Origin of the sequence: Devosia salina (genome assembly GCF_019504385.1) — a bacterium.
In the GTDB taxonomy this organism is placed as follows: domain Bacteria; phylum Pseudomonadota; class Alphaproteobacteria; order Rhizobiales; family Devosiaceae; genus Devosia; species Devosia salina.
Window position 1 is genome coordinate 3,689,013 of record NZ_CP080590.1, and the last position, 20,599, is coordinate 3,709,611.

19 protein-coding genes are annotated in these 20,599 nt (G+C 64.5%); 4 read left to right on the plus strand and 15 right to left on the minus strand.

Going from position 1 to position 20,599, the window contains the following annotated elements; genetic code table 11:
- Positions 1 to 78: 78 nt before the first annotated feature.
- The 6 genes from K1X15_RS18140 to K1X15_RS18165 form a co-directional block, all read right to left on the minus strand.
- The gene (locus tag K1X15_RS18140; protein WP_220304979.1) at positions 79 to 495 is read right to left on the minus strand and encodes a protein tyrosine phosphatase family protein; all 417 of its coding nucleotides are present in this window, start codon (positions 493 to 495) and stop codon (positions 79 to 81) included.
- A 167-nt stretch (positions 496 to 662) separates the two neighbouring features.
- A complete protein-coding gene (locus tag K1X15_RS18145; RefSeq protein WP_220304980.1) occupies positions 663 to 2,201 on the minus strand; it encodes a putative bifunctional diguanylate cyclase/phosphodiesterase in 1,539 nt (512 codons plus the stop codon).
- A gap of 154 nt (positions 2,202 to 2,355) precedes the next feature.
- Complete coding sequence (locus tag K1X15_RS18150; protein ID WP_240549552.1) at positions 2,356 to 3,408, minus strand: quaternary amine ABC transporter ATP-binding protein; 1,053 nt, start codon at positions 3,406 to 3,408, stop codon at positions 2,356 to 2,358.
- 1 nt (position 3,409) lies between these two features.
- Positions 3,410 to 4,279, minus strand: coding sequence for an ABC transporter permease (locus tag K1X15_RS18155; protein WP_220304981.1), 870 nt, complete (start codon positions 4,277 to 4,279; stop codon positions 3,410 to 3,412).
- Between the two features lie 133 nt (positions 4,280 to 4,412).
- Positions 4,413 to 5,441 carry an ABC transporter substrate-binding protein gene (locus K1X15_RS18160; protein ID WP_220304982.1) on the minus strand — a complete coding sequence of 343 codons (1,029 nt, stop codon included), beginning with the start codon at positions 5,439 to 5,441 and terminating at the stop codon, positions 4,413 to 4,415.
- 235 nt (positions 5,442 to 5,676) lie between these two features.
- A complete protein-coding gene (locus K1X15_RS18165; RefSeq protein WP_220304983.1) occupies positions 5,677 to 6,717 on the minus strand; it encodes a glycine betaine ABC transporter substrate-binding protein in 1,041 nt (346 codons plus the stop codon).
- A 236-nt stretch (positions 6,718 to 6,953) separates the two neighbouring features.
- Here K1X15_RS18165 and K1X15_RS18170 point away from each other — a divergent pair, with 236 nt between their 5' ends.
- From K1X15_RS18170 to K1X15_RS18185, 4 genes are all read left to right on the plus strand, one after another.
- A complete protein-coding gene (locus K1X15_RS18170; protein WP_220304984.1) occupies positions 6,954 to 8,144 on the plus strand; it encodes an ABC transporter substrate-binding protein in 1,191 nt (396 codons plus the stop codon).
- A 69-nt stretch (positions 8,145 to 8,213) separates the two neighbouring features.
- Positions 8,214 to 8,807 carry a class I SAM-dependent methyltransferase gene (locus tag K1X15_RS18175; protein WP_220304985.1) on the plus strand — a complete coding sequence of 198 codons (594 nt, stop codon included), beginning with the start codon at positions 8,214 to 8,216 and terminating at the stop codon, positions 8,805 to 8,807.
- Between the two features lie 70 nt (positions 8,808 to 8,877).
- Positions 8,878 to 9,807: an SDR family oxidoreductase gene (locus tag K1X15_RS18180; protein WP_220304986.1), complete on the plus strand. Its 930-nt coding sequence runs from the start codon at positions 8,878 to 8,880 to the stop codon at positions 9,805 to 9,807.
- Positions 9,808 to 9,816: 9 nt separating this feature from the next.
- Positions 9,817 to 10,467 (plus strand): TetR/AcrR family transcriptional regulator, encoded by a 651-nt coding sequence (locus K1X15_RS18185; protein WP_220304987.1) that lies wholly within the window; start codon positions 9,817 to 9,819, stop codon positions 10,465 to 10,467.
- Position 10,468: 1 nt separating this feature from the next.
- Here the strand turns inward: K1X15_RS18185 and K1X15_RS18190 are convergent, their stop codons facing one another.
- The 9 genes from K1X15_RS18190 to K1X15_RS18230 all read right to left on the minus strand — a co-directional run bounded on the left by K1X15_RS18190 (position 10,469) and on the right by K1X15_RS18230 (position 20,444).
- Positions 10,469 to 11,755 (minus strand): branched-chain amino acid ABC transporter permease, encoded by a 1,287-nt coding sequence (locus tag K1X15_RS18190; protein WP_220304988.1) that lies wholly within the window; start codon positions 11,753 to 11,755, stop codon positions 10,469 to 10,471.
- Positions 11,752 to 12,756, minus strand: coding sequence for a branched-chain amino acid ABC transporter permease (locus tag K1X15_RS18195; RefSeq protein ID WP_220304989.1), 1,005 nt, complete (start codon positions 12,754 to 12,756; stop codon positions 11,752 to 11,754). Before K1X15_RS18195 ends, K1X15_RS18190 begins: the two co-directional genes overlap by 4 nt.
- Before the next feature lie 3 nt (positions 12,757 to 12,759).
- A complete protein-coding gene (locus K1X15_RS18200) occupies positions 12,760 to 13,464 on the minus strand; it encodes an ABC transporter ATP-binding protein (RefSeq protein WP_220304990.1) in 705 nt (234 codons plus the stop codon).
- 52 nt (positions 13,465 to 13,516) lie between these two features.
- Positions 13,517 to 14,290 (minus strand): ABC transporter ATP-binding protein, encoded by a 774-nt coding sequence (locus K1X15_RS18205; protein WP_240549553.1) that lies wholly within the window; start codon positions 14,288 to 14,290, stop codon positions 13,517 to 13,519.
- A gap of 119 nt (positions 14,291 to 14,409) precedes the next feature.
- Entirely contained in the window at positions 14,410 to 14,772 is a 363-nt protein-coding gene (locus K1X15_RS18210) for a methylglyoxal synthase (RefSeq protein WP_220304992.1), read from the minus strand.
- Between the two features lie 77 nt (positions 14,773 to 14,849).
- Complete coding sequence (locus tag K1X15_RS18215) at positions 14,850 to 16,391, minus strand: protoglobin domain-containing protein (RefSeq protein ID WP_220304993.1); 1,542 nt, start codon at positions 16,389 to 16,391, stop codon at positions 14,850 to 14,852.
- Between the two features lie 77 nt (positions 16,392 to 16,468).
- The gene (locus tag K1X15_RS18220; RefSeq protein ID WP_220304994.1) at positions 16,469 to 16,867 is read right to left on the minus strand and encodes a DUF1801 domain-containing protein; all 399 of its coding nucleotides are present in this window, start codon (positions 16,865 to 16,867) and stop codon (positions 16,469 to 16,471) included.
- A gap of 85 nt (positions 16,868 to 16,952) precedes the next feature.
- Positions 16,953 to 18,554 carry a globin-coupled sensor protein gene (locus K1X15_RS18225; RefSeq protein WP_240549554.1) on the minus strand — a complete coding sequence of 534 codons (1,602 nt, stop codon included), beginning with the start codon at positions 18,552 to 18,554 and terminating at the stop codon, positions 16,953 to 16,955.
- A gap of 141 nt (positions 18,555 to 18,695) precedes the next feature.
- Positions 18,696 to 20,444, minus strand: coding sequence for a methyl-accepting chemotaxis protein (locus K1X15_RS18230; RefSeq protein WP_240549555.1), 1,749 nt, complete (start codon positions 20,442 to 20,444; stop codon positions 18,696 to 18,698).
- Positions 20,445 to 20,599 lie beyond the last annotated feature (155 nt).

Below are 20,599 nucleotides of genomic sequence, written 5' to 3' on the forward strand. Positions count from 1 at the left end.
GGCAAGGACCGCTTGGGTCCGGCTCAGCAAAAGCCGACGGAACGGACGGTTGCCCGTCCAACCGTCGAAAGCGTGATATCAGTTCTGACCGAGATAGCCGGCCAGGTGACTCATGTCGTATCCCGCTTCAGCCGCCTGGGCGATGATCTGGTCGGCCGGGGCGTCCCCCGCCTGGCTCAGCGCCCACAGCGTGGTCGAGCGCGTGCCCGACCGGCAGAAACAGAATACCTTGCCGTCGCTCCCCTCAAGCACGGCCTTGGTGGCATTGACGAGATCGGGATTGACCCCGTCCCGTCCCAGCGGAATGGCATGATAGGTCAGCCCGGCGGCCCTGGCGGCCGCTTCTATTTCCGCGCCAGCCGGCTGGTCCGGCGACTCGCCGTCCGGCCGGTTGTTGACGATGGCGACAAAGCCCAGGTCCTTGAGCGTTTTCACGTCATCCGGCTGGATTTGTCCCGAGACGCTGACGTGATCGTTGATCCGCTTCAATTCCAAGGCTTGTCACTCCCATAAACCCTTGCGGCCCGTCCCCGGACGTGGTGCTCACATCCGGCGTCTCGCCACAGGCCTGGCGCCGGCACGCATTGGCCCGTTATAGCCACGGCGTTGCGCCGGACGCAACTGGCAGCGGCGCAAACCTGTCATGGAACTGTCGCAGCCTCTCAGGCAGCGCAGGTCACCTTGTGAACGGCCAGTGGGCCCGGACGCCCCAGGTGATAGCCCTGCAGCGCCGTGCAGCCGGCCGCGATCAGCATCTGCATCTGCTCCTCGGTTTCGATCCCCTCGGCCACCACCTCGAGCGAGAGCGACCGGGCAATGTCACACACGGCCGAAACGATCATGGCATTGACCGGATTGGCCGAGAAATCGGCGACATAGGTGCGGTCGATCTTGATGATGTCGAAGGCGAAATCGCGCAGATAATGCAAGCTGGCATGCCCGGCCCCGAAATCGTCGACGGCGACGCGGATGCCCATGGCCCGCAGCGCTGCGAGATTGTCCATCTCCATGCTGCCGGCCGCCAGCGGCGCATTCTCGGTGATCTCGACGATGATGCTGGCGGGCGATGTGCCGGTTTCGAGCAGGATGTCGGAAAAGCTCTCGACAAAGTCGGGCCGCCGCAACTGCACCGGCGAGACGTTGACGGCAACCGGGCCCTTGAGCCGCGGCAGGTCGGCGCAGGCCCGGCGCAGCACCCATTCCCCCAGCCGGTCGATGAGATTGCTCTGTTCGGCCACGCCGATGAACTGGCCCGGCGCGATGGTCCCCCGCACCCGATGACGCCAGCGCACCAGCGCCTCGTGCGAGCGCACCTCCAGCGTCTTGCTGTCAAACACCGGCTGGTAATGCAGCTCCAGCTCGTCCATCAGGATGGCGGCGCGCAGTTCGCGCTCGACGAAGCGCCGATGGCGCTCGTCGCCCAGCATGTCCGGGTCAAACGGCACCACGCAGCCGCGTCCTCCCTGCTTGCCCTTGTAGAGGGCGAGATCGGCAATGGCGATCAGCTCATTGGGATCGTCGCTGTCGAGCGGGGCCAGCGCCACCCCGATCGTGGCCGACAGGCGCGTCATGCGGCCGGCGATATTGTGCGGCTCGCCCAGCTGGCGCAGCAGCCGTTCTCCCAGCCGGCACAGCGCCGGCTTGTTGTCATGCCCGGGAATGAGGACGCCGAATTCGTCGCCACCCAGCCGCCCGATGATGGCGCCGGGCATCAGGGCCCGCATGTCGCGCACCAGGGCCACCAGCGCCGCGTCGCCCGCGCCATGCCCGGCGCTGTCGTTGAGCACCTTGAGATTGTCCATATCGATCTGCAGATAGCCCAGCGCCGACAACGTACCCTGACGGGCGAAGCGATTGAGCTCATCCAGAAAATAGGAGCGCGTGAAGGTGCCGGTCAGCGCGTCGCGATGGGCCGACGCCAGCGCCTCGGTCACGGCCAGCTGCGCCTCGGCCATGCGCTGCCGCATCAGGTTCTGCGCGGCCAGCAGCACGACGGGAAGGGCAATGGCGAGCCCCGCCATGGTCCAGGCGATAGCCCCCTGGCTTCCCAGGCCGAACACCAGGGCAAGGCTCAGGGCGAACAGCAGGGCCGCCAGGATGCCTATGGTCAGACGCAGCCACCCATAGGCCTGGTTGACGAGCGCGAAGATGGGACGGACCTGCATGGGATAGCCTGGATGATCGACGCTTTCGCGCACCATGCCAGAACAAGTCTGAATCAATGCTAAACGACTGAAATTCTAGGAGAAATTAGCCATGGCCCCGGCGGAGGGGCGCCACGCTATGCATTGCATGCGACAATGCGATGACAGCGCGGGCGCCCCTTGCCTTCACGGTTGACGAAGCGTTTCCGCCTCAGCCCTCGCCGACCCCCGGCGTGTAGCGGGCCAGGGCCGTGATGATGCGCTTGGCCGTCACCCGGCCGATCTGCTTGCCCGCATCATTGGTGACACCCACCCATTGATGCTCGGCGAAATAGGGCAGCACGTCCTCGCAGCGGGCATCGGCCGGCACCTTGTATTCGCAGTCCTCGAAGTCGCCCCGCTCCATGATGGTGCGCACATGAATGGCGCGGGCCTTGTTCACCTCGCGCACGAATTCCTCGATATGCTCATTGGCGGGCTTGAGCACGATATCCTCGGGCTTGCCCTCCTGCTGCACGGCCCCGTCCTTGAGCACGGCAATGCGATCGGCGATCTTGAGCGCCTCGTCGAAATCGTGGGTGATGAACAGGATGGTCTTGCCCAGGCTTTTCTGCAGCTCGATCAACTGGTCCTGCATGCCCGAGCGGATCAGCGGATCGAGCGCAGAAAACGCCTCGTCCATTAGGATGATGTCAGTGTCCAGCGCCAGCGCGCGGGCGAGGCCCACCCGCTGCTGCTGTCCGCCCGAAAGCTGACGCGGCCGGCTCTGCTCATAGCCGGCAAGGCCCACCGTCTCGATCCACTTGGCGGCCTTTTCCATGCGCTCGGCCTTGGCAACGCCGCGCACTTCCAGCCCATAGGCGACATTGTCGATCACCGAGCGATGCGGCAAGAGGCCGAACTTCTGGAACACCATGGCCACGGTGTTGCGCCTGTAGGTCCTGAGCTCTGGAAGGCTCATCTTGAGCACGTCATTGCCTTCGACAATGATCTCGCCCGCGGTCGGGTCGATGAGCCGGTTGACGTGGCGGATCAGCGTCGACTTGCCCGAGCCCGACAGGCCCATGACCACGAAGATCTGGCCCCGCGCAATGTCGAGCGACACATCGTCCAGCCCCACCACATGATTGGTCTCGGCCTGCACCTCGGTCTTGGATTTGCCCTGACGGAGCAGTTCGAGCGCCGCCTCGGGATTGTCCCCGAAGATCTTGGTGACCCCGCGCATGCGGATGGCGAGGCCGGTATCCTGTTTCATGTCATGCATGTTAGCGCGCCTCCGCCAGGCCGATACGGGCCTGCAACTGCTTGCCGAAACTCTGGGTGATGCGATCGAAGATGATGGCGAGGACCACGATGCCGAGGCCGGCAAACAGCCCGCGGCTGACTTCCAGCCGGCCAATGCCCTGCAGCACCTGGTAACCCAGGCCACCGGCCCCGATCATCGAGGCGATCACCACCATGGAGAGCGCCATCATCGTGGTCTGGTTGATCCCCGCCAGGATGGTCGGCAGCGCCAGCGGAATCTGCACCCCCAGCAGGCGTTGCCGGGGCGTGGTGCCGAAGGCCCGGCTGGCTTCCATCACCGCCGGATCGACCGAGCGCAGCCCCAGATCGGAGAGGCGCACCAGTGGCGGCGCCGCATAGACGATGGTGGCGATCAGCGCCGGGATCTTGCCCGGGCCGAAGATCATCACCGTGGGGATGAGATAGACGAAGCTGGGCAGGGTCTGCATCAGGTCGAGCAGCGGCGTGATCACCTGCCGCACCCGGGCCGACCGGCTCATCCACACCCCGATCGGGATGGAGATGACGATGGCGGTCAACGTCGCCGCGATCATCAGCGCCATGGTGGTCATGGCGTCCTCCCAAAGGTCCATGACCCCCAGGAACACCAGCGACAGAAGGACGATGACCGGCAATTGCCAGCGGCGGGTGGCCAGCCAGGCAATGCCCACCAGGATCGCCATGATCAGCCACCAGGGCGTCGCGATCAGCAGGTCTTCGATGGATTTGAGCAGCATCAGCAGCGGATAGGCCGCGGCCTCGAATTCGTCGCCCCAATTGCGCACGACCCAGTTGAGGCCATCATCGATGGCGCGGCGCCAGGGGCGGGTATCGATCAGTTCTGGAAACATCTTTGCTCTTTCTACGGAAAAGAGAACCGGAAGCAGCGTGCGATCCCGAAGCCAGCAAGGGTTGGTTTGGGGATCGGACGCGCAAAGCGGCCGGGTCGGAACCCGGCCGCCGTGAGGAAAGCTGAACGCGGAATTAACCGAGCGCGGCCAGCACCTTGTCGGCAACTTCGGCCGGGACCCACTGGGTCCACACATCCTGCTTGGTCTTGAGGAAGTTTTCGGCGGTCGCCTCGGCATCAGCCTGGTTCTCGTCGCCATAGACCAGCAGTTCGGAGATCTGCGCATTGGTGAGGCCGACCTTCGAGAAGTACTGAGCCACCACGGGCGCTTCTTCCTGGATCCAGGCGGCAGCACCAACGACGGCGGGGCTGGACGGATAGGCCGTCACGCCGGCCGGCTCATCGCATTCCGGATCGGTGTTGCACTGATAGACGTCCATGTCCGTCTCACCGATATCGAGCTGCACGGCCGGGTACTTGCCCAGAATGGCGGTGGGACCCCAATAGTAGAACAGGATCGGCTCTTCGCGGGTGAAGGCACGGGCGATCGAGGCATCGAGCGCACCGCCCGAACCGGGCGAGAACAGGTTCCAGTTCTCTTCCATGTCGAAGGCTTCGAACAGCGCCGAGGTCGAGAGTTCGCAGGCCCAGCCCGGCGGGCACGAATAGAGGCGCCCCTGATCGGGCTCTTCCGGATCGGGGAAAAGCTCGGGATGGGCGATCACGGCTTTGGCCGAGGTCAGCTCCGGATTGGCTTCCTGGGTATATTCGGGGATGAACCAGCCCTCGACGGTCCCATCGGTGATGGCGTCGGACAGCTCCACCACGGTGCCTTCGGCAATGGCGTCGGCCCAGGCATCCTCGATGGCGCTGGTCCAGAGTTCTGGTGCAACGGCCGGGGTGCCGCGGCTCATCATCGAGGACGAGGTCGGCACCGTGTCACCGGCCACGATCTCGACGTCGCAGCCATATCCTTTTTCCAGGATCGTCGCATGAATATGCGCCAGGGCTGCAGCGGAGGGCCAGGTCATCTCGGCGATGTCGATGGTGCGATCGGTACCGCACTGGGCGGCATCTGCATCCTGGGCAAGGGCGGGAAGGCTGCCGGCCGACAAAAAGGCAACAGCCATCGCGGCGGCAATGCCACCGGATTTCAAAATCATCAGGTCAACTCCTGCGGTTGTGGATGCCGCGGACCTTAAAGATGGCAGAATTGTGTGTCAAATCTGGCAATATTTGACCAATAACAGAAATTGTCGGCGCACTTTTCTTCGCCCGTCTGACTGGAAAACTTGCGAGGGAAATCGACACAACCCAACGTCTTGACTGCTCAAGAAGCGCGCATATACAAAATCGACTGGCTGCAAGTCGAAAAAATGTCCGGAATTCTGCTCCGGATCAGAACGGCGCCGCCACCCAGCCCTGCCAGAGGTCCGCGCGCTCGGACACGAAATGGTCCGCAACGGTCTCCACCGTTGCACCCGGTTCGTTGAGCCGGGCCAGAAGCGCATCCATTTCGCCGAGCGGCAGGCTGGCCCGCTGGAAATAGGCCGCGATCACCGGGGTATCGACAAACAGGCGCTCCGCCAGGGCAATGACCACGCTGTCGGGCGGAAAGGCCGAGGGTTGGGGATCGGCGCAGCTGCGGTCGGCAAGGCACTGCGCGGCCGCTTCGTCATAGGCACCCATGTCGATGGGGGTGAAATCGAGCTGGGCGAGGATGGCATTGGGTTGCCAATAGTAGAAGAGGAACGGCTCGCGCCGGTTGAGCCCCTCGGCAATCAGCCGGTCCATTTCCAGCCGGTTCGCCGGTTCGATCAGCTCGACCAGAGCGGTCAGTCCATGGGCGGCGATCAAATTGCGGTTGATCACCGAGCAGGCCCAGTCGATAGGACAGGAAATGAATCGCACCCGCGCCCCGGCCTGCACCTGCGGCAGCAGTTCGGCCAGCCCGGCCGCGGTCGGGGTCGCCGTCAGCGTGGCAGCCAGCGTGGCGGGCATATACCAGCCCTCGAACTGGCTTTCGGTATAGGTGGGGGCGGCGCTGCGCAGCTGCTGGCCTTCCATGGCCCCGTTCCACAGATCGGCAATGCGGTTGATCCACATTTCCGGCGCCACCTGGGGCTGTCCGGTCGAACCCATCGAGGAGGCGGTTGCCGCCAGATCGCCCTGCACCACCCTGACTTCGCAGTCGAATTCCGCCGTCAGCAGGCGCGCGTGGATTTCCGCCAGCAGCGCCGCGGAGGGCCAGCTCATCCGCGCAATGCTGATGGGCCGCCGGCCGCAGGGTGGCTGGACTGCCGAAGTGTCGGCCTGTTCGGTGGCCGTGCTGTCCGGCTGGCTGTCCTGGGCGGTGTCGAGCACGGTGATCTGCCCCAGCGCCGGCTGCGCCAGCGCCACCAGTGAGAGTGCAGCGATGAGGTGGCGAACTGTCTTCATCTCGGCCCCTTGCCGGTCCCCGCCGGACCGGGTGCGAGTCTATGCCCAACCCCCTGACGTTAAGCAACCGCAACGACAGGAAGAATTGGCGCGCAAATCCCGGTGACATCGCCGCCCCGATTATGCAACAGTCCCCTCCAGCGGGGCGCGCATCGTGCCCCCTTGCCAGTTGCCGCGCCGCAAGAAGGAGGTCAGCAAGACCACCCGGCGCGCAACGAGAAAACAGAGGGACATCCATGTTCAAGAAAACCCTGACCCTGGCGGTCGCCGCCACCACCCTGACCATCGCCGCCCTGGCCCAGGACAGCGGCGCCACCATCGGTTTCATCGGCGGCTTCACCGGCCCGATCGAATCCCTGACCCCGCCGATCTTTGCCGGCGCCGAGCTGGTCGTGAAGCAGGTCAATGAGCAGGGCGGCGTCCTGGGCGGTGAGCTCAAGATCCTCTCCGCTGACGGCGCCTGCGATGCCACGGCCGCTGCCGCTGCCGCCGACCGCCTGATCAACACCGACAACGTCACCGGCGTGGTCGGCGCGCTCTGCACCGGCGAAACCATTGGCGCCTTCAACGGCTCGGGTCTCTCGGGTGGCGTGGTCTTCATCTCCCCGGCCTCCTCGGCCCCGGCCCTGACCACGCTGGAAGACAACGACCTCGTTTACCGCACCACTCCGTCCGACGCCCTGCAGGGCGTGAAGATGGCCAATCTGCTGCTCGCCAAGGGCGTCAACGACATTGCCATCACCTATGTCAACAACGACTACGGCAAGGGCTTTGCCGACGCGCTGGCCGCGGCCTATGAAGCCGGCGGCGGCACCGTTGCTGCCAACCTCGCCCATGAAGAAGGCAAGGCCGACTACCGCGCCGAGCTGGGCAACCTGGTTGCCAGCCAGAACCTCGTCATCCTCGCCTATGCCAATGCTTCGGGTAACACCATCCTGCGCCAGGCTGTCGAGAGCGGCAATTTCACCACCTATGTGGGCGGTGACGGCATGGTCGGCGACGACCTCCTCAACGGCATCGACGCCTCGGCTGTCGAAGGCCTGATCGCCACCCGCGCTGGCGCCCCGAGCGGTGAATCGGTCGATATCTACAACGGCTTTGGCGGCGAAGGCTTCGAGGCCAATGCCACCTATGCACCCCAGGCCTATGACGCCGCCTTCCTGATGGCCCTTGCCATCGAGAAAAACGGTTCGGCCTCGCGCGAAGGCCTCTCGGCTGCGCTGCGCGATGTCGCCTCGGCTCCCGGCGAGATCATCCGTCCGGGTGAATGGGCCAAGGCCAAGGAACTGATCGCGGCTGGCACCGACATCAACTATGAAGGCGCCGGTGGCGCGCTGGACTTCGACGAAGCCGGCGACGTCGACGGCATCATCGTCGAACTGGCCGTTGAAGGTGGTTCGTTCGTCGAAAAGGGCCTGATTCAGTAAGCTGGATCCAGTGCTGAACTGAATGCAGAGGCCCGGGAGCAATCCCGGGCTTTTTGTTTGGAGGACAGCATGCCCGATCCAGAAACCCTCAAGTTCTACGCCGACAACGCCGCGACCTATGCGCAGCATGCGCAAGGCGCGACGCCACAGTTGGCGGGATTCATGGCGCTCTTGCCCCCAGGCGGCTCCGTGCTGGAATTGGGCACAGGCAATGGGCGGGATGCGGCGGCCATGCTGGCTGCCGGCTTTGCCGTGACGGCCTCGGACGCATCGCCGCAACTGGCGATCGAGGCCGAACGGCGGCTGGGCGTAGCAGTAAAAATCATGGCCTTTCACGAACTGGACGATGTCGCGGCCTATGACGGCGTCTGGGCCTGTGCCTGCCTGCTGCATGCACCACGTGCCGAACTGACTGACGATCTCGCCCGCATCTTCCGCGCGCTCAAACCCGGCGGCTGGCTGGTCGCCAGCTTCAAGGCAGGCAGCGGCGAAGGCCGCGACGGCCTTGGTCGTTACTACAACTACCCAGATCGTGACGAACTGCTGGCGCACTACGCGGCGGCAGCGGATTGGTCCGAGCTGTCCATCACCGAACGGGACGGCACCGGCTACGACAATGTGCCGACAGGCTGGTATTGGGTGCAGTCGCGCAGGCCCGCCTAGCCGCACACTTGACAGAAGACCATCGTTCTCCTAATTAGAGACCACTGGTTTCTTATTGAGGACTTGTGCGATGGCCTATTCAGAACACGACATACCCAGCCTTTCCGGCAAGACTGCCGTCGTTACCGGAGCCACCGGTGGCCTCGGCTACGAGACCGCCCGGATGCTCGCCGAGCACGGCGCCCGCGTCATTCTGGCCGGTCGCAATGCCGGCAAGGGCGCCAAGGCGCTCCACGACATAAGGGTAACTGCGCCTCAGGCAGACGTGACATTCGAAAAGGTCGACCTTGGCAGCCTAGCCTCGGTCGCCGCCCTCAACGACCGCCTCAATAGCGCAGGCAACCCCATCGACATTCTGGTCAACAATGCGGGCGTCATGACCCCACCAAACCGCCAGACCACCAGCGACGGTTTCGAGTTGCAGTTCGGCACCAACTACCTGAGCCATTTTGCGCTGACGGCCCGGTTGATGCCCCTGCTGACGGCAGCACCCGCCGCTCGCGTCGTGTCGCTCTCAAGCCTTGCAGCCAGGCAGGGGCAAATCGACTTCGACAATCTGCAATCGGAGACCTACAGGCCGGTGGCCGCCTATAGCCAGAGCAAGCTGGCCTGCTTGATATTCGGTTTCGAACTGCAGCGCCGAAGCACCGCGAATGGCTGGGGCATCACCAGCACCGCGGCGCATCCCGGCATTGCCCGCACGGACCTTATCGTCAACGGCATGGGCGAGCGGAGCCCCTTGGCGTTTGTGCGGAAATACATGTCGTTTCTGTTCGCGCCTGTGCCGCAGGCGGCGCTGGCGAGTGTGTTTGCGGCGACGGAGCCCAATGCTATTCCCGGTGGCTATTATGGCCCAACGGGCATGCAGGAGATCCGGGGCCGGGTTGGCGTGGCCCGGACCCCGGATGCAGCGCTCGATACGATCCTGGCACGTCGGCTGTGGGATATTTCGGAGGAACTGTCGGGAGTGAGCTTTCCTCGCGCCGCTGTCCCGGCATAGATTGGACTAATGAGTGCTGCGCAAGTTTTCCAGCGGGCCCGCAAGCCCGAAGAAATCAACCTCCGCCGCGAGCAACTCCTCGCGGCGGCAGCCACCTTGTTCGACGAACAGGGTCCGACGGGCGCGGGCCTCAATGCCATTGCTGCCAAGGCCGGCTTTACCAAGTCCAATGTCTATCGCTATTTCGAAAGCCGGGAGCAGGTTCTGCTCGAATTGTTCCGGGCCGAGTTTGCCGCCTTGGTGGAGGCGCTCGAAGTGGCTATCGGTGCCCAGCCACCGGGAGATGTAGCGCGCCTCGCCGAGGCCATTACGGCCACGTTTCTGGCCCGCCCGCGTTGCTGCGAACTCATTTCCATCCTGTCCAGCACACTGGAGCAGAACGTCTCGGAAACGACGATCGCCGAGACCAAGATCTATCTTAGCCATCAGAATGCCCGCGCCGTTGCCGCCCTGGCAGCGCGCCTGCCCAACAGCACTCCGCAGGACTGCGCCTGGGCCATCGCCATGGGAGGCTCGCTGATGGCCGGCATGTGGCCGGCGGCAAACCCGCCCCCCGCCGCACAAGCCGTGCTCGCTCGCCCAGACATGGCCCACCTGCGCATCGTGCCCGAACGTGACTTCAAGCGGGCGATGACCGCCCTGCTTGCCAGTATTGCCTAGCTTACCCTTCCCGCTTCACCACTTCCGGGATCAGTCCCCTGGGCGCGAACCTGAGGGCAATGGTGATCACCAGCCCCAGCACGAAGACGCGCATCTGCGCCGAGCGCGCTTCGATCTCGGGAATGGCGCCCCAGCCGGCATTGGTCGACCAGTAGCTGACAAAGTCGAACACGGCCTTGGAGAGCGGCTCGGAAATGACCCAGACCAGCCAGAGCAGGATGGCGCCGAACAGGGCGCCCCAATTATTGCCCGCGCCGCCCACGATCACCATCACCCAGATCAGGAAGGTGTGGTTGATCGGCTGGTAGCTGGAGGGATCGAAAATCTGCACGAAGCTGACCAGCATGGCTCCGCCAATACCCATCAGCACCGAGCCGAAGACGAAGATTTCGAGCTGCCGCGCAGTGACGTTCTTGCCCATGGAGGAAGCCGCGATGTGATTGTCGCGGATGGCGCGCATCATGCGACCCCAGGGACCGGCATAGGCGCGCGATATCAGCCACATGACCACCGCCAGCACCACCAGCGCCAGGATCAGATAACCGGCCCGCGCCGCCAGCAGCGAGGACGAGATGTCCATGCCATTGGCCTGGTAATCCTGCGGCAACGGCGTGGGCCAGGGAATGGGCGAGACGGTGAGCGTGCCGCGGGTGAGCCAATCCATGTTCTTGATCAGCGCGCGGATGATCTCGGAAATGCCGATCGTGGCAATGGCGAGATAGTCGGTGCGGAGGCCAAGACAGATCTTGCCGATGATATAGGCGATACCGGCCGCCAGCACACCGCCGAACAGCCAGCCCAGAACCGGATGGGCACCCAGCCCCCCGACCCAGCCGCCACCGGCGCTTTCGATATAGGCCGCTGCCGGATCGAGCTGGCTGCGATAGAGCACATAGGCCACGAACCAGGCGAGCACGATGAGCGCGCCCTTCCACCTGCCGGTAATGCCCACGCGATGGGCCTGGCGCGCCGCCAGCACGACCAGCGCACCCGCGGCAAAGGCCAGCAGGGCCCGCCCCAGCATCATCGGGCCATCCGAGCCCCAGAACTCGGGATTGACCGGGTAGGAGATGAAGGTGACGGCCGCGCCACCCACCATGAGGAAGCCCATGATGCCGAAATTGAAGAGCCCGCCATAGCCCCACTGGATATTGAGCCCTAGCGCGATCAGCGCATAGGCAGCCGCTTCGACCAGGCGCGAAGAGGTAAAGGGCAGGCCCATCACCCAGCCAACGACGAGGATGAGGACGAAAAGCCCGCCGAACAGGGAGAGCGAACGCTGGATCATGACGAGGCTCCCTTGAAGATACCGGTGGGTCGCACCAATAGCGTCACCACCAGGATGACGAAGGCCACGGTGAGCTTGTATTCGGTGGGCACCAGCGCCAGGGTCGAGGGCAATTGCAGCCAGTCGGGCAGCACCGCATTGAGCGGCCGGAACAGCATGGTCCAGTTGAACACTGCCAGTGTTTCGGCAAAACCGATCAGCAGCCCGCCGGCAATGGCGCCATAGGCCTGGCCGAGGCCACCGACAATGGCGGCGGCAAAGATGGGCAGGATGATGTTGAACGCCAGGTCAGGCTTCAGCGTCACGTCGAGCGCCAGCATGGTGCCGGCCATGCAGGCCAGCGCCCCGGCGATGACCCAGGTCACCCGCACCACCAGCGCGGTATTGATGCCCGAAACCTGCGCCAGGTCGGCATTGTCGGCCATGGCGCGCATGGCCTTGCCCAGCCGCGAGCGGGTGAGGAAGAAATGCAGCGCGATGACCGAAACCAGGGTGACGAGGATCATCAGCACCTGCGGCTCGGTGATCACCAGCGGGCGCGTGGAGCCGATGGCCGAGGTGTCGATGCGGAAGATTTCCTTGGGCTCGTTCTCGAAGAAGGAATAGGAGCCGGCCCCGAAGAACAGGCGGATAAGTCCCTGCACCATCAGCGTGACGCCGATCGAGGCAATGAGCAGCGTCACCGGCTTGGCCCCGCGCTTCCTGAGCGGCGCATAAAAGCCCTTGTCGATGCCCAGCGCCAGAATGGCCGCCAGCACCATGGCAATGGGCAGCACCACGAAGCCGGTGGGAATGGGCGTGACAATGCCCCAGGCGGCAAAGGCCGAGGCCAGGAGAAAGGCGATGAACGCGCCGCCCGTCATCAGCTCGGAATGGGCAAAGTGGGCAAAGCGCAATATGCCGAAGATCAGCGTGATGCCGATGGCCCCCAGCGCATAGATGCAGCCCAGCACGAGGCCGGAGATGATCACCTGATTGATGAAGAAGATGATTTCGGTCACGGCTCAGCCCCCGAGGAACGACTTGGCGACTTCAGGATCGGCGATCAGCTCCGCCCCGGTGCCGGTATAGCGGTTCTGCCCGCCCGCAAGGACAAAGCCCTTGGTGGCGAAAGCCAGCGCCTGGCGCGCATTCTGCTCCACCATGAGGATGCCCACGCCTTCCTTGTTGACGCGCTGGATGGTCTCGAAAATCTCGATGACATAGCGCGGCGAAAGGCCCGCCGAGGGCTCGTCGAGCATCAAAAGGCTCGGCTTGCTCATCAGCGCCCGGCCCATGGCCACCATCTGCCGCTGCCCGCCCGAGAGCTCGCCCGCCGGCTGACGGCGCTTTTCGGCCAGCACCGGAAACATTTCATAGACCCAGTTCATGGTGCCGTGAAAATCGTCCTGGCGGGTGAAGGCCCCCATTTCGAGGTTTTCTTCCACACTCATCGAGGTGAAGACGTTCTTTTCCTGCGGGACGAAGGAAAGGCCCTTGGGGACGAGCTTGTCGGGCAGCGAATTGGCGATGTTCTCACCGCCGAAATCGATGGTCCCGCCGGTGACCTTCAACAGCCCGAAAATGGCCTTGAGCGTGGTCGACTTGCCCGCCCCGTTGGGGCCCACGATAACGCCGATATCGCTCTTCTCGATGGCCATGTTGACGCCGTTGAGGATCGGAGCGCCGCCATAGCCGCCCACGACGTGTTTCAGTTCGATCAGGGGCATTAACGGGTCTCCCCGAACAGTGGGAACCGGTTTTCGGATGGGAAGACGCGCATCAGGAATTGGCCTCCACCGGCGTGCCGAAATAGGCCTCGACAATGGCCGGGTTGGCGCGAATTTCGGCCATGGGGCCTTCGGCGATCTTCTCGCCCTGCGCCATGACGATTACCGGATCGCAGAGACGGCCGATCAGGTCCATGTCATGCTCGATGACAAAGAAGGTGTATCCCAGCTCGCGGTTCATGCGTTCGATATTGGAGGCCAGGTCGTTGAGTAGGGTCTTGTTGACGCCCGCCGCCACCTCGTCGAGCAGCACCACCTTGGCATCGACCATCATGGTGCGCCCCAGCTCGAGCAGCTTCTTCTGCCCGCCCGACAGATTGCCCGCCAGTTCATCGCGCACATGGCCGAGCTTGAGGAAATCGATGACGTCGAGGGCCTTCTTGCGCACCTCGGTCTCGCGGCTCTTCACCAGGCCCGGCCGGAACCACACATCGACCAGATGCTCGCCGGGCTGGTCGCCCGGCACCATCATCAGGTTTTCCAGCGCCGTCATCTGGCTGAACTCATGCGCAATCTGGAAGGTGCGCAGCATGCCGATGCCGAACAGCTGGTGCGGCGGCAGGCCGGTGACATCGGCGCCGTCGAAGATCACCTGACCTTCATCGGGCACGATATTGCCGGCCACCATGTTGAACAGGGTCGACTTGCCCGCGCCATTGGGGCCGATCAGCCCGGTGATCGAGCCGCGCTGGACCGAGAGCGAGCAATTGTTGACGGCGGTGAGCCCGCCAAAGCGTTTCGAGACGTTGCGAACGTCTATGACCAAGTCGGAGGACAAGTTGTCAGAAGCCCCGGTTTCCTGAATGCCTGCATGCCCGGTTCAATCCGGGCGATTTTGGGGCATCTGCTCACAAGACTAACAAGCGGTCAACCGCCGGGCCGCCCTCAGATCGCCGCCAGCACGGCGTCTGCTGTGGATTTGTTGTTGGCCAGCGGCACATCGTAGAGCGTGGCGAGGCGCGTCAGTGCCTTGACGTCCACATCATGCGGCTGGGCCGAGAGCGGATCGATGAAGAAGATGAGGACGTCCAGCCGTCCCTCGGCGATCATGGCGCCCAATTGCTGATCCCCGCCCAGCGGCCCGCTCTTGAGCAGATGCACATCGAGCCCCGTCGCCGCCGTCACCCGGCTGCCGGTCGTGCCCGTGCCCCAGAGTTCGTGCTGGCGCAGCTTGTCCTTGTTCGTGTCCGCCCACCGGCAGAGATCATCCTTCTTGTCGTCATGGGCCACAAGACCGATCCGCGCCATGCTTCGCCTCCAGTGCTGGTCGGCGCTTTCTTGCCTTCATGGCGCCAAAAGGGCAATGGGCCATAATCCGGCAATGGTCAGAGGACATGCCAGTGGGCAGCGAGCGCGGCATTGTCCGGCGCCGGAAAGGTTTCGGATGCGCCACCCGGCCCGCTTTGCCCATCGAGCACCTTCGCCAGGTTCAAGAGGGCTCCCGCACCCTCCAGGGCCGTCTCTATGGCCAGCTTCGCTTCCATTGTTCTTTGCCGGTCCGCCGCCAGCGCAGTCTCGAGCTGCTGCGCCAGCATAGCCCCCTCATCCAAAGCCGCATGGCGTTGGGCGTCGCCGGCCCCTTCCGCCACCAGCACGGCGCGATGCGCCTCCAGATCATCGCAGAGCCGTTGCACAAGCCCGGCGACATCGGCCAGACCATGTTGGGCATCGGTCGCGGCCCGCAGGGTCGCGGCGTGATTGACGCGCAATTGCGCGGCAAGCTGGGCAAGGCCCGCAGCGAGGGTGCGCATGTCACCTTCCAATCGCTCGTCCGGCCCCGGCTGGCTCGGCGGCCCGGCAAGGCGCGAGGCCAGGAGGCCGGCCGCCAGGCCCAGGGCATCGGCCTGCTCGCTCAGCATCGCCTGCTGGTCGCTGCCGTGCGCGTCCGCCAGGGCGCCACGAACCGCCTCGACCGCGCCACCGACCTTGCGGCACCGACGCTGCAACGTCCGTGCCTGTCCGCTGGCAGTACTGCGCTTGAGGGGCAATGACGGATGCTCGCCCTGCGGCGCCAATATCGCCGTCAGCGCCGCCGCCTTGTCCACCCACGCCACGCGTCCGGCCACCAATTCCCGTCCGCCGTCGAGCACCTGGCGAGCGAGGGTTTCGACCGACCGGCCCGCGACCTCGAGGTCGGAGACCAATCCGATCATCCGGTCCGCCAGTTTTTCGGCCCCGGCATAAAGCGGCGCCAATTCGGGTGATGGTGCCTCCCCGAGAGCGGGATGCAACTGCCCCTCTGCCGCCCGTTCCAGCATCTGCCCGGCCTGTTCGGCCATGCGGTGCAGCCTGGCCCGCTGGCTGGTCGCTTCGTCCTGGGCGTCCAGGCGCAGCCGCTCGGCATAGCCGGCCATGGTAAGGTCGAGGTCGAGCAGCGCCGCGCTGACCAGGGCCGCGAGCCCATCGGCCGTGACTTCGGCAGCCTTGAGGACCACGGCCGGGTCCGGAGCCCCCAGCAGCGCCAATGGCCCGCGGCGCGGCTGCACCGCCTCCGCCAGAACGTCCCGCATCACGCCCTTGAGCACGGCATCGAGGATGATGGCATAGCTCCCGATATGCCAGCGCGGATCGACGCCGATCCGGGCATGGCGCTGGCCTGTGCGCTGCGCGGCATCGGCAAAGGCGGCATCGACCTGCCCGGCCACCAGGGCGCGCCAGTGCGCCGCGGGTCCGGCGCCGCTTCCCTCCACGCGTTCCCGGCCAAAGAGAAAACGCGCCGCGCTTGGCGTTGCGGCGGCCTGCGCGTGAAAGCGCTCCAGCGCCCGTTCGAGGTGATCGGCCGCCCGTCCGGCAATGGGCGCGAGCCGCACCTCGACGCCTTCGCCGAGCCCGATGAAGTCGAGCCTTTGCTGAAGTATGTCCGGCATGGTGACCCCTCAAAGATGCGCCCTGTTCTCAAGGTCAATCAGAGCGCTTCGGGGTAAACACTATGGTTAACAAATCCCTATCGGCTTTTACGTAGGCCCGGCCCGGACCCGAGCGCGATTGCCTCCGCCACCAGCATGGCGATCCCCGCCTCGGGCAGAGGAGCGCCTGGATAAAGGCGCATGAAACGGCCCTTCTTGAGGTGCTCGCCCTGCAACAGGCCCTCGGGGTCTTCCAGCATCCGGCCCCGTTCGAAATAGACCGCGACGCGGTCCTCATAGGGGAACACCGCGCAGACCAGTCCCGCCCGCCCATGCCGGAAATTGACCGAGCGCCAGCCGAACTTGACGCTGCCATCCAGGCCCGGCGTCGCGGCAAGCAGGGAGACGACCGATCTGCAGAGCTCGCCGATCGCCTCGGGCAAGGGCGCCAGCAGCCGATCGAGCCCGTCCATCGTGATCCGTTCGGGACCCTGCATGACATCTCCAGAAGCCAGGGCGCGCCGGCCGCGCCGCAGCACCCTTCTGGAACGACGCCCTGACAATCCGCGTCAGCAGGACCGGCTAGAAGGCTTCCCAGTCGCTGGCGAGCGCCGTATTGCCGATACTGCGCGGGGCCGGTCTGGGCTTGGCCGGTGGCGCCTGTCGTTTGGGTGCCGGTGCCGCGTTCTGCGAGACACGGAACACCTCGACAATACGGTCCAGCTCCCCGGCCTGGGCCTCTGTCTGCTCGATGGCGGCATTGGTCTCTTCCACCAGCGCTGCATTGTGCTGGGTCATCTCGTCCATCTGCCGGACGGCCACCGTCACCTCCTCGAGGGACGCCGACTGCTCGCCATTGGCCTGCGCAATGGTGTCGATGAGGCTGGCGCTTTCTTCGGCGCCGGTCTGGATATCATGGAGGGTCTCGGCTGCGCGCGCCACCAATTGCGTGCCGTTGCGCACCTCGGCAGCGCTGGCGTCGATCAGTTGCTTCACCTCGGCCGAGGCGTTGGCCGCGCTCTGCGCCAGGCGCCGCACCTCCACCGCCACCACGGCAAAGCCCTTGCCCGCCTCTCCGGCGCGCGCCGCTTCCACCGAGGCATTGAGGGCCAGGAGGTTGGTCTGGAAGGCGATATCGTCGATCAGCCCGATAATATTGGAGATCTTGGCCGAGGAACTTTCGATGGCCGTCATGGCCTCGGTCGCCTCGCCCATGACCGTCTCGCTGTCCCGCGCATTGCCGGCCAGCTTGCGCGCCGTATTGCTGGCGGTCACGGCGCGCTTGGCATTGTCCAGCACGGCCGAGGACAATTGCTCGATCGAGGCCGTGGTCTCTTCGATCGTGGCTGCCTGGCGTGTGGTTCGGTCGGCCAGGTCATTGGCGCCCGAGAGGATTTCGCCGGTGGCGGTCTTGAGCGAACGCGATGTGCTCTGCAACTGGCCGACAATCTCGGCGAGCCGCTCGGCCACACTATTGGTATCGTCCTTGATCTGGTCGAATTCGGGTTCGAGCGCTTCGGTCACCCGGCAGGTCAGGTCCCCCGCAGCCACTTTCCTGAGCACCGCGCCGGTGGCTGCGACCGCTTTCTCGATCTTGGCCTGGGCCGCCTGTTCGGCGTCATGGGCGTCGGCCGTCAGCTTTTCGAAATAGGCCGTGACACCGATATCGACATCCACCAGCATGGCCTTGAGCACCGCGACCAGGACGCCGGCCATGGCATCGGCGTCAGCCAGCACCGCTTCGGATGAACGCGGGGCCGGACGCCCGAAACGCTTCTTCTCCGGGCGCAGCGCCTCGGCCATCATGTCGTGCACCAGGCCGCGAATAATGGTGTCGATGATGACGCCATAGCCCCCGATATGCCAACGCGGTTCCAGCCCGATCTTGGCATGGCGCAGGCCCACCCGGCTGCTGGCTTCGAGATAAGCGTCGTCGAACTGGCCCGACGCGATCGCATGCCAATGGCCGACCTGCTTGGACTTGGCGCGGTCCATCTGCGGCTTGCCGTCGAAGAATCTGGACACCGCCGGCACCGTGCCGATCAGCGCATAGAACCGCTCCAGCGCCGGCACCAGATGTGCTTCGATGGCCGGGCCGGCCTGCTTGAGCTGATCGAGGGCGGCTTGATCAAGCCCGATGAAATCCAGTCGGGTCTTGAGAGTATCGGAGAGATCGGGAGACATGTTGAGGGCCTGCTTTAACGCTGTTCCAGTCCCTTGCATCGAACAAGACTCCCAAATCTTGACCTCGATCAAGGCACTGTAATTTAACAGTTTTAGGTAAATTGCCGGTAAATACATTCCATCCCGGAATGAATTATCCGCCTAGGCCTCGACCCAGTCACCACCGACCACCCGGCGCAGGGCGGGGCGCTCGCCCCGGCGCGGTGTGGATGGCGTCCGTTTGGGGTCCGTGTCATGACGGAACACGGCAACAATCTGGTCGAGCTGCCCCGCCTGGGCCTCGGTCTGCTCGATGGCGGCATTGGTCTGTTCCACGAGGGCCGCATTGTGCTGGGTCATTTCGTCCATTTGCCGCACGGCCACCGACACCTCCTCGAGAGCGCCGGACTGGTCGCGGTTGGCGCGCGCGATCTCGTCGATCAGCACGGCGCTTTCCTCCGCGCCCGTGAGAATGTCCTGCAGCCGTTCGGCGGCCCGACCCACCAGATGCGCGCCAGTGCGCACCTCGCCGGCGCTGGCCTCGATCAGCGCCTTGACGTCGGATGAGGCTTCGGCGGCCGATTGGGCCAGCCGCCGCACCTCGATGGCCACCACGGCAAAACCCTTGCCTGCCTCCCCGGCCCGCGCCGCTTCCACCGACGCGTTGAGCGCCAGGAGGTTGGTCTGGAAGGCGATGTCGTCGATCAGCCCGATGATATTGGAGATCTTGGAGGAGGAGGATTCGATGGCGGCCATGGCGGTTGTCGCCTCGGCCATCACTGCCCCGCCATCGGTGGCGTCCTGGGACACCCGGCGCGCCTTGTCGCTGGCGGTGACCGCACGCCTTGCATTGTCGGCAACGGCACTCGAGAGCTGTTCGACCGCGGCCGATGTCTCCTCGATGGTCGCCGCCTGCTTGGTGGTGCGGCTCGACAGGTCATTGGCGCCGGAAAGAATTTCCGCGGTTGCCGTACGCAGTGTCCCCGAGGCCTGGCGCAAATTGGAGACGATACCCTCCAATTGCGACAGGGACTGGTTGAAGGCCTGCCGCAGCGCCTCGTACTGGCCGGTAAAGACCGTTTCGATATGCCCGCCCAGATCGCCTTGGGCCATCCGGCTCAGGCTTGCCGTCAGTTCATTGAGGATGTTTTCGCAGCGCTTGCGCTCGGTGATGTCGGTGGCGAACTTGATGACCTTGACCGGCTTGCCGGCGGCATCGAAGATCGGATTGTAGCTGGCCTGGATCCAGACTTCCCTGCCACCCTTGCCAAAGCGCTGGAACTCGGCAGCGGCATATTCCCCGGCCCGCAACCGGTCCCAGAACTGCCCATAGGCCGCCGATTGCACATAGGCGGGGTCGCAGAACATCGAATGGTGCTTGCCCACGACCTCCTCGAGCCGGTAACCGACCGTGGCGAGAAAGTTTTCATTGGCGGTGATGATGGTCCCGTCCAGGTCGAAGGCGATCACCGCCTGCACCCGCGAAATGGCCTCGATCTGGGCCGCATGGTCCGCCGCCCGCTGGCTCTGGTCGGTGATATCGGTGGCAAACTTGATGACCCGGACCGGCTTGCCGGACTTGTCGAGCACGGGATTGTAGCTGGCCTGGATCCACACCTCGCGCCCGCCCTTGGCGAAGCGCTGGAAGGCGGCGGACTGGAAGCGGCCCTGCCGCAGGCCCTCCCAGAACGCCTTGTATTCCCCCGATTGGGCATAGCCAGGGTCGCAGAACATCGAATGGTGCCGCCCCTGCACCTCCTCCAGCGCGTAGCCCATGGCCGAAAGGAAATTCTCGTTGGCCGTGAGGATCGTCCCATCCAGCGCAAACTCGATCACCGCCTGGCTGCGCATGATCGCATCGACCTTGCCCTGGTTGTCCTTGCTGCCGCCGCCGAACCCGAACCGAACCATCTGCACGCTCCTTGTGCCCGGCCTGTCACGCCGGTTTGTCATGTCAAGGCTGCGCCGAGAGAGTTAACAATTCGAATAAATGACAAGTAATGAAATATACTGACATAGTACACTGAAGAGAAAAATCTTCCATGCGCCGTTCTGATCAGTAATAT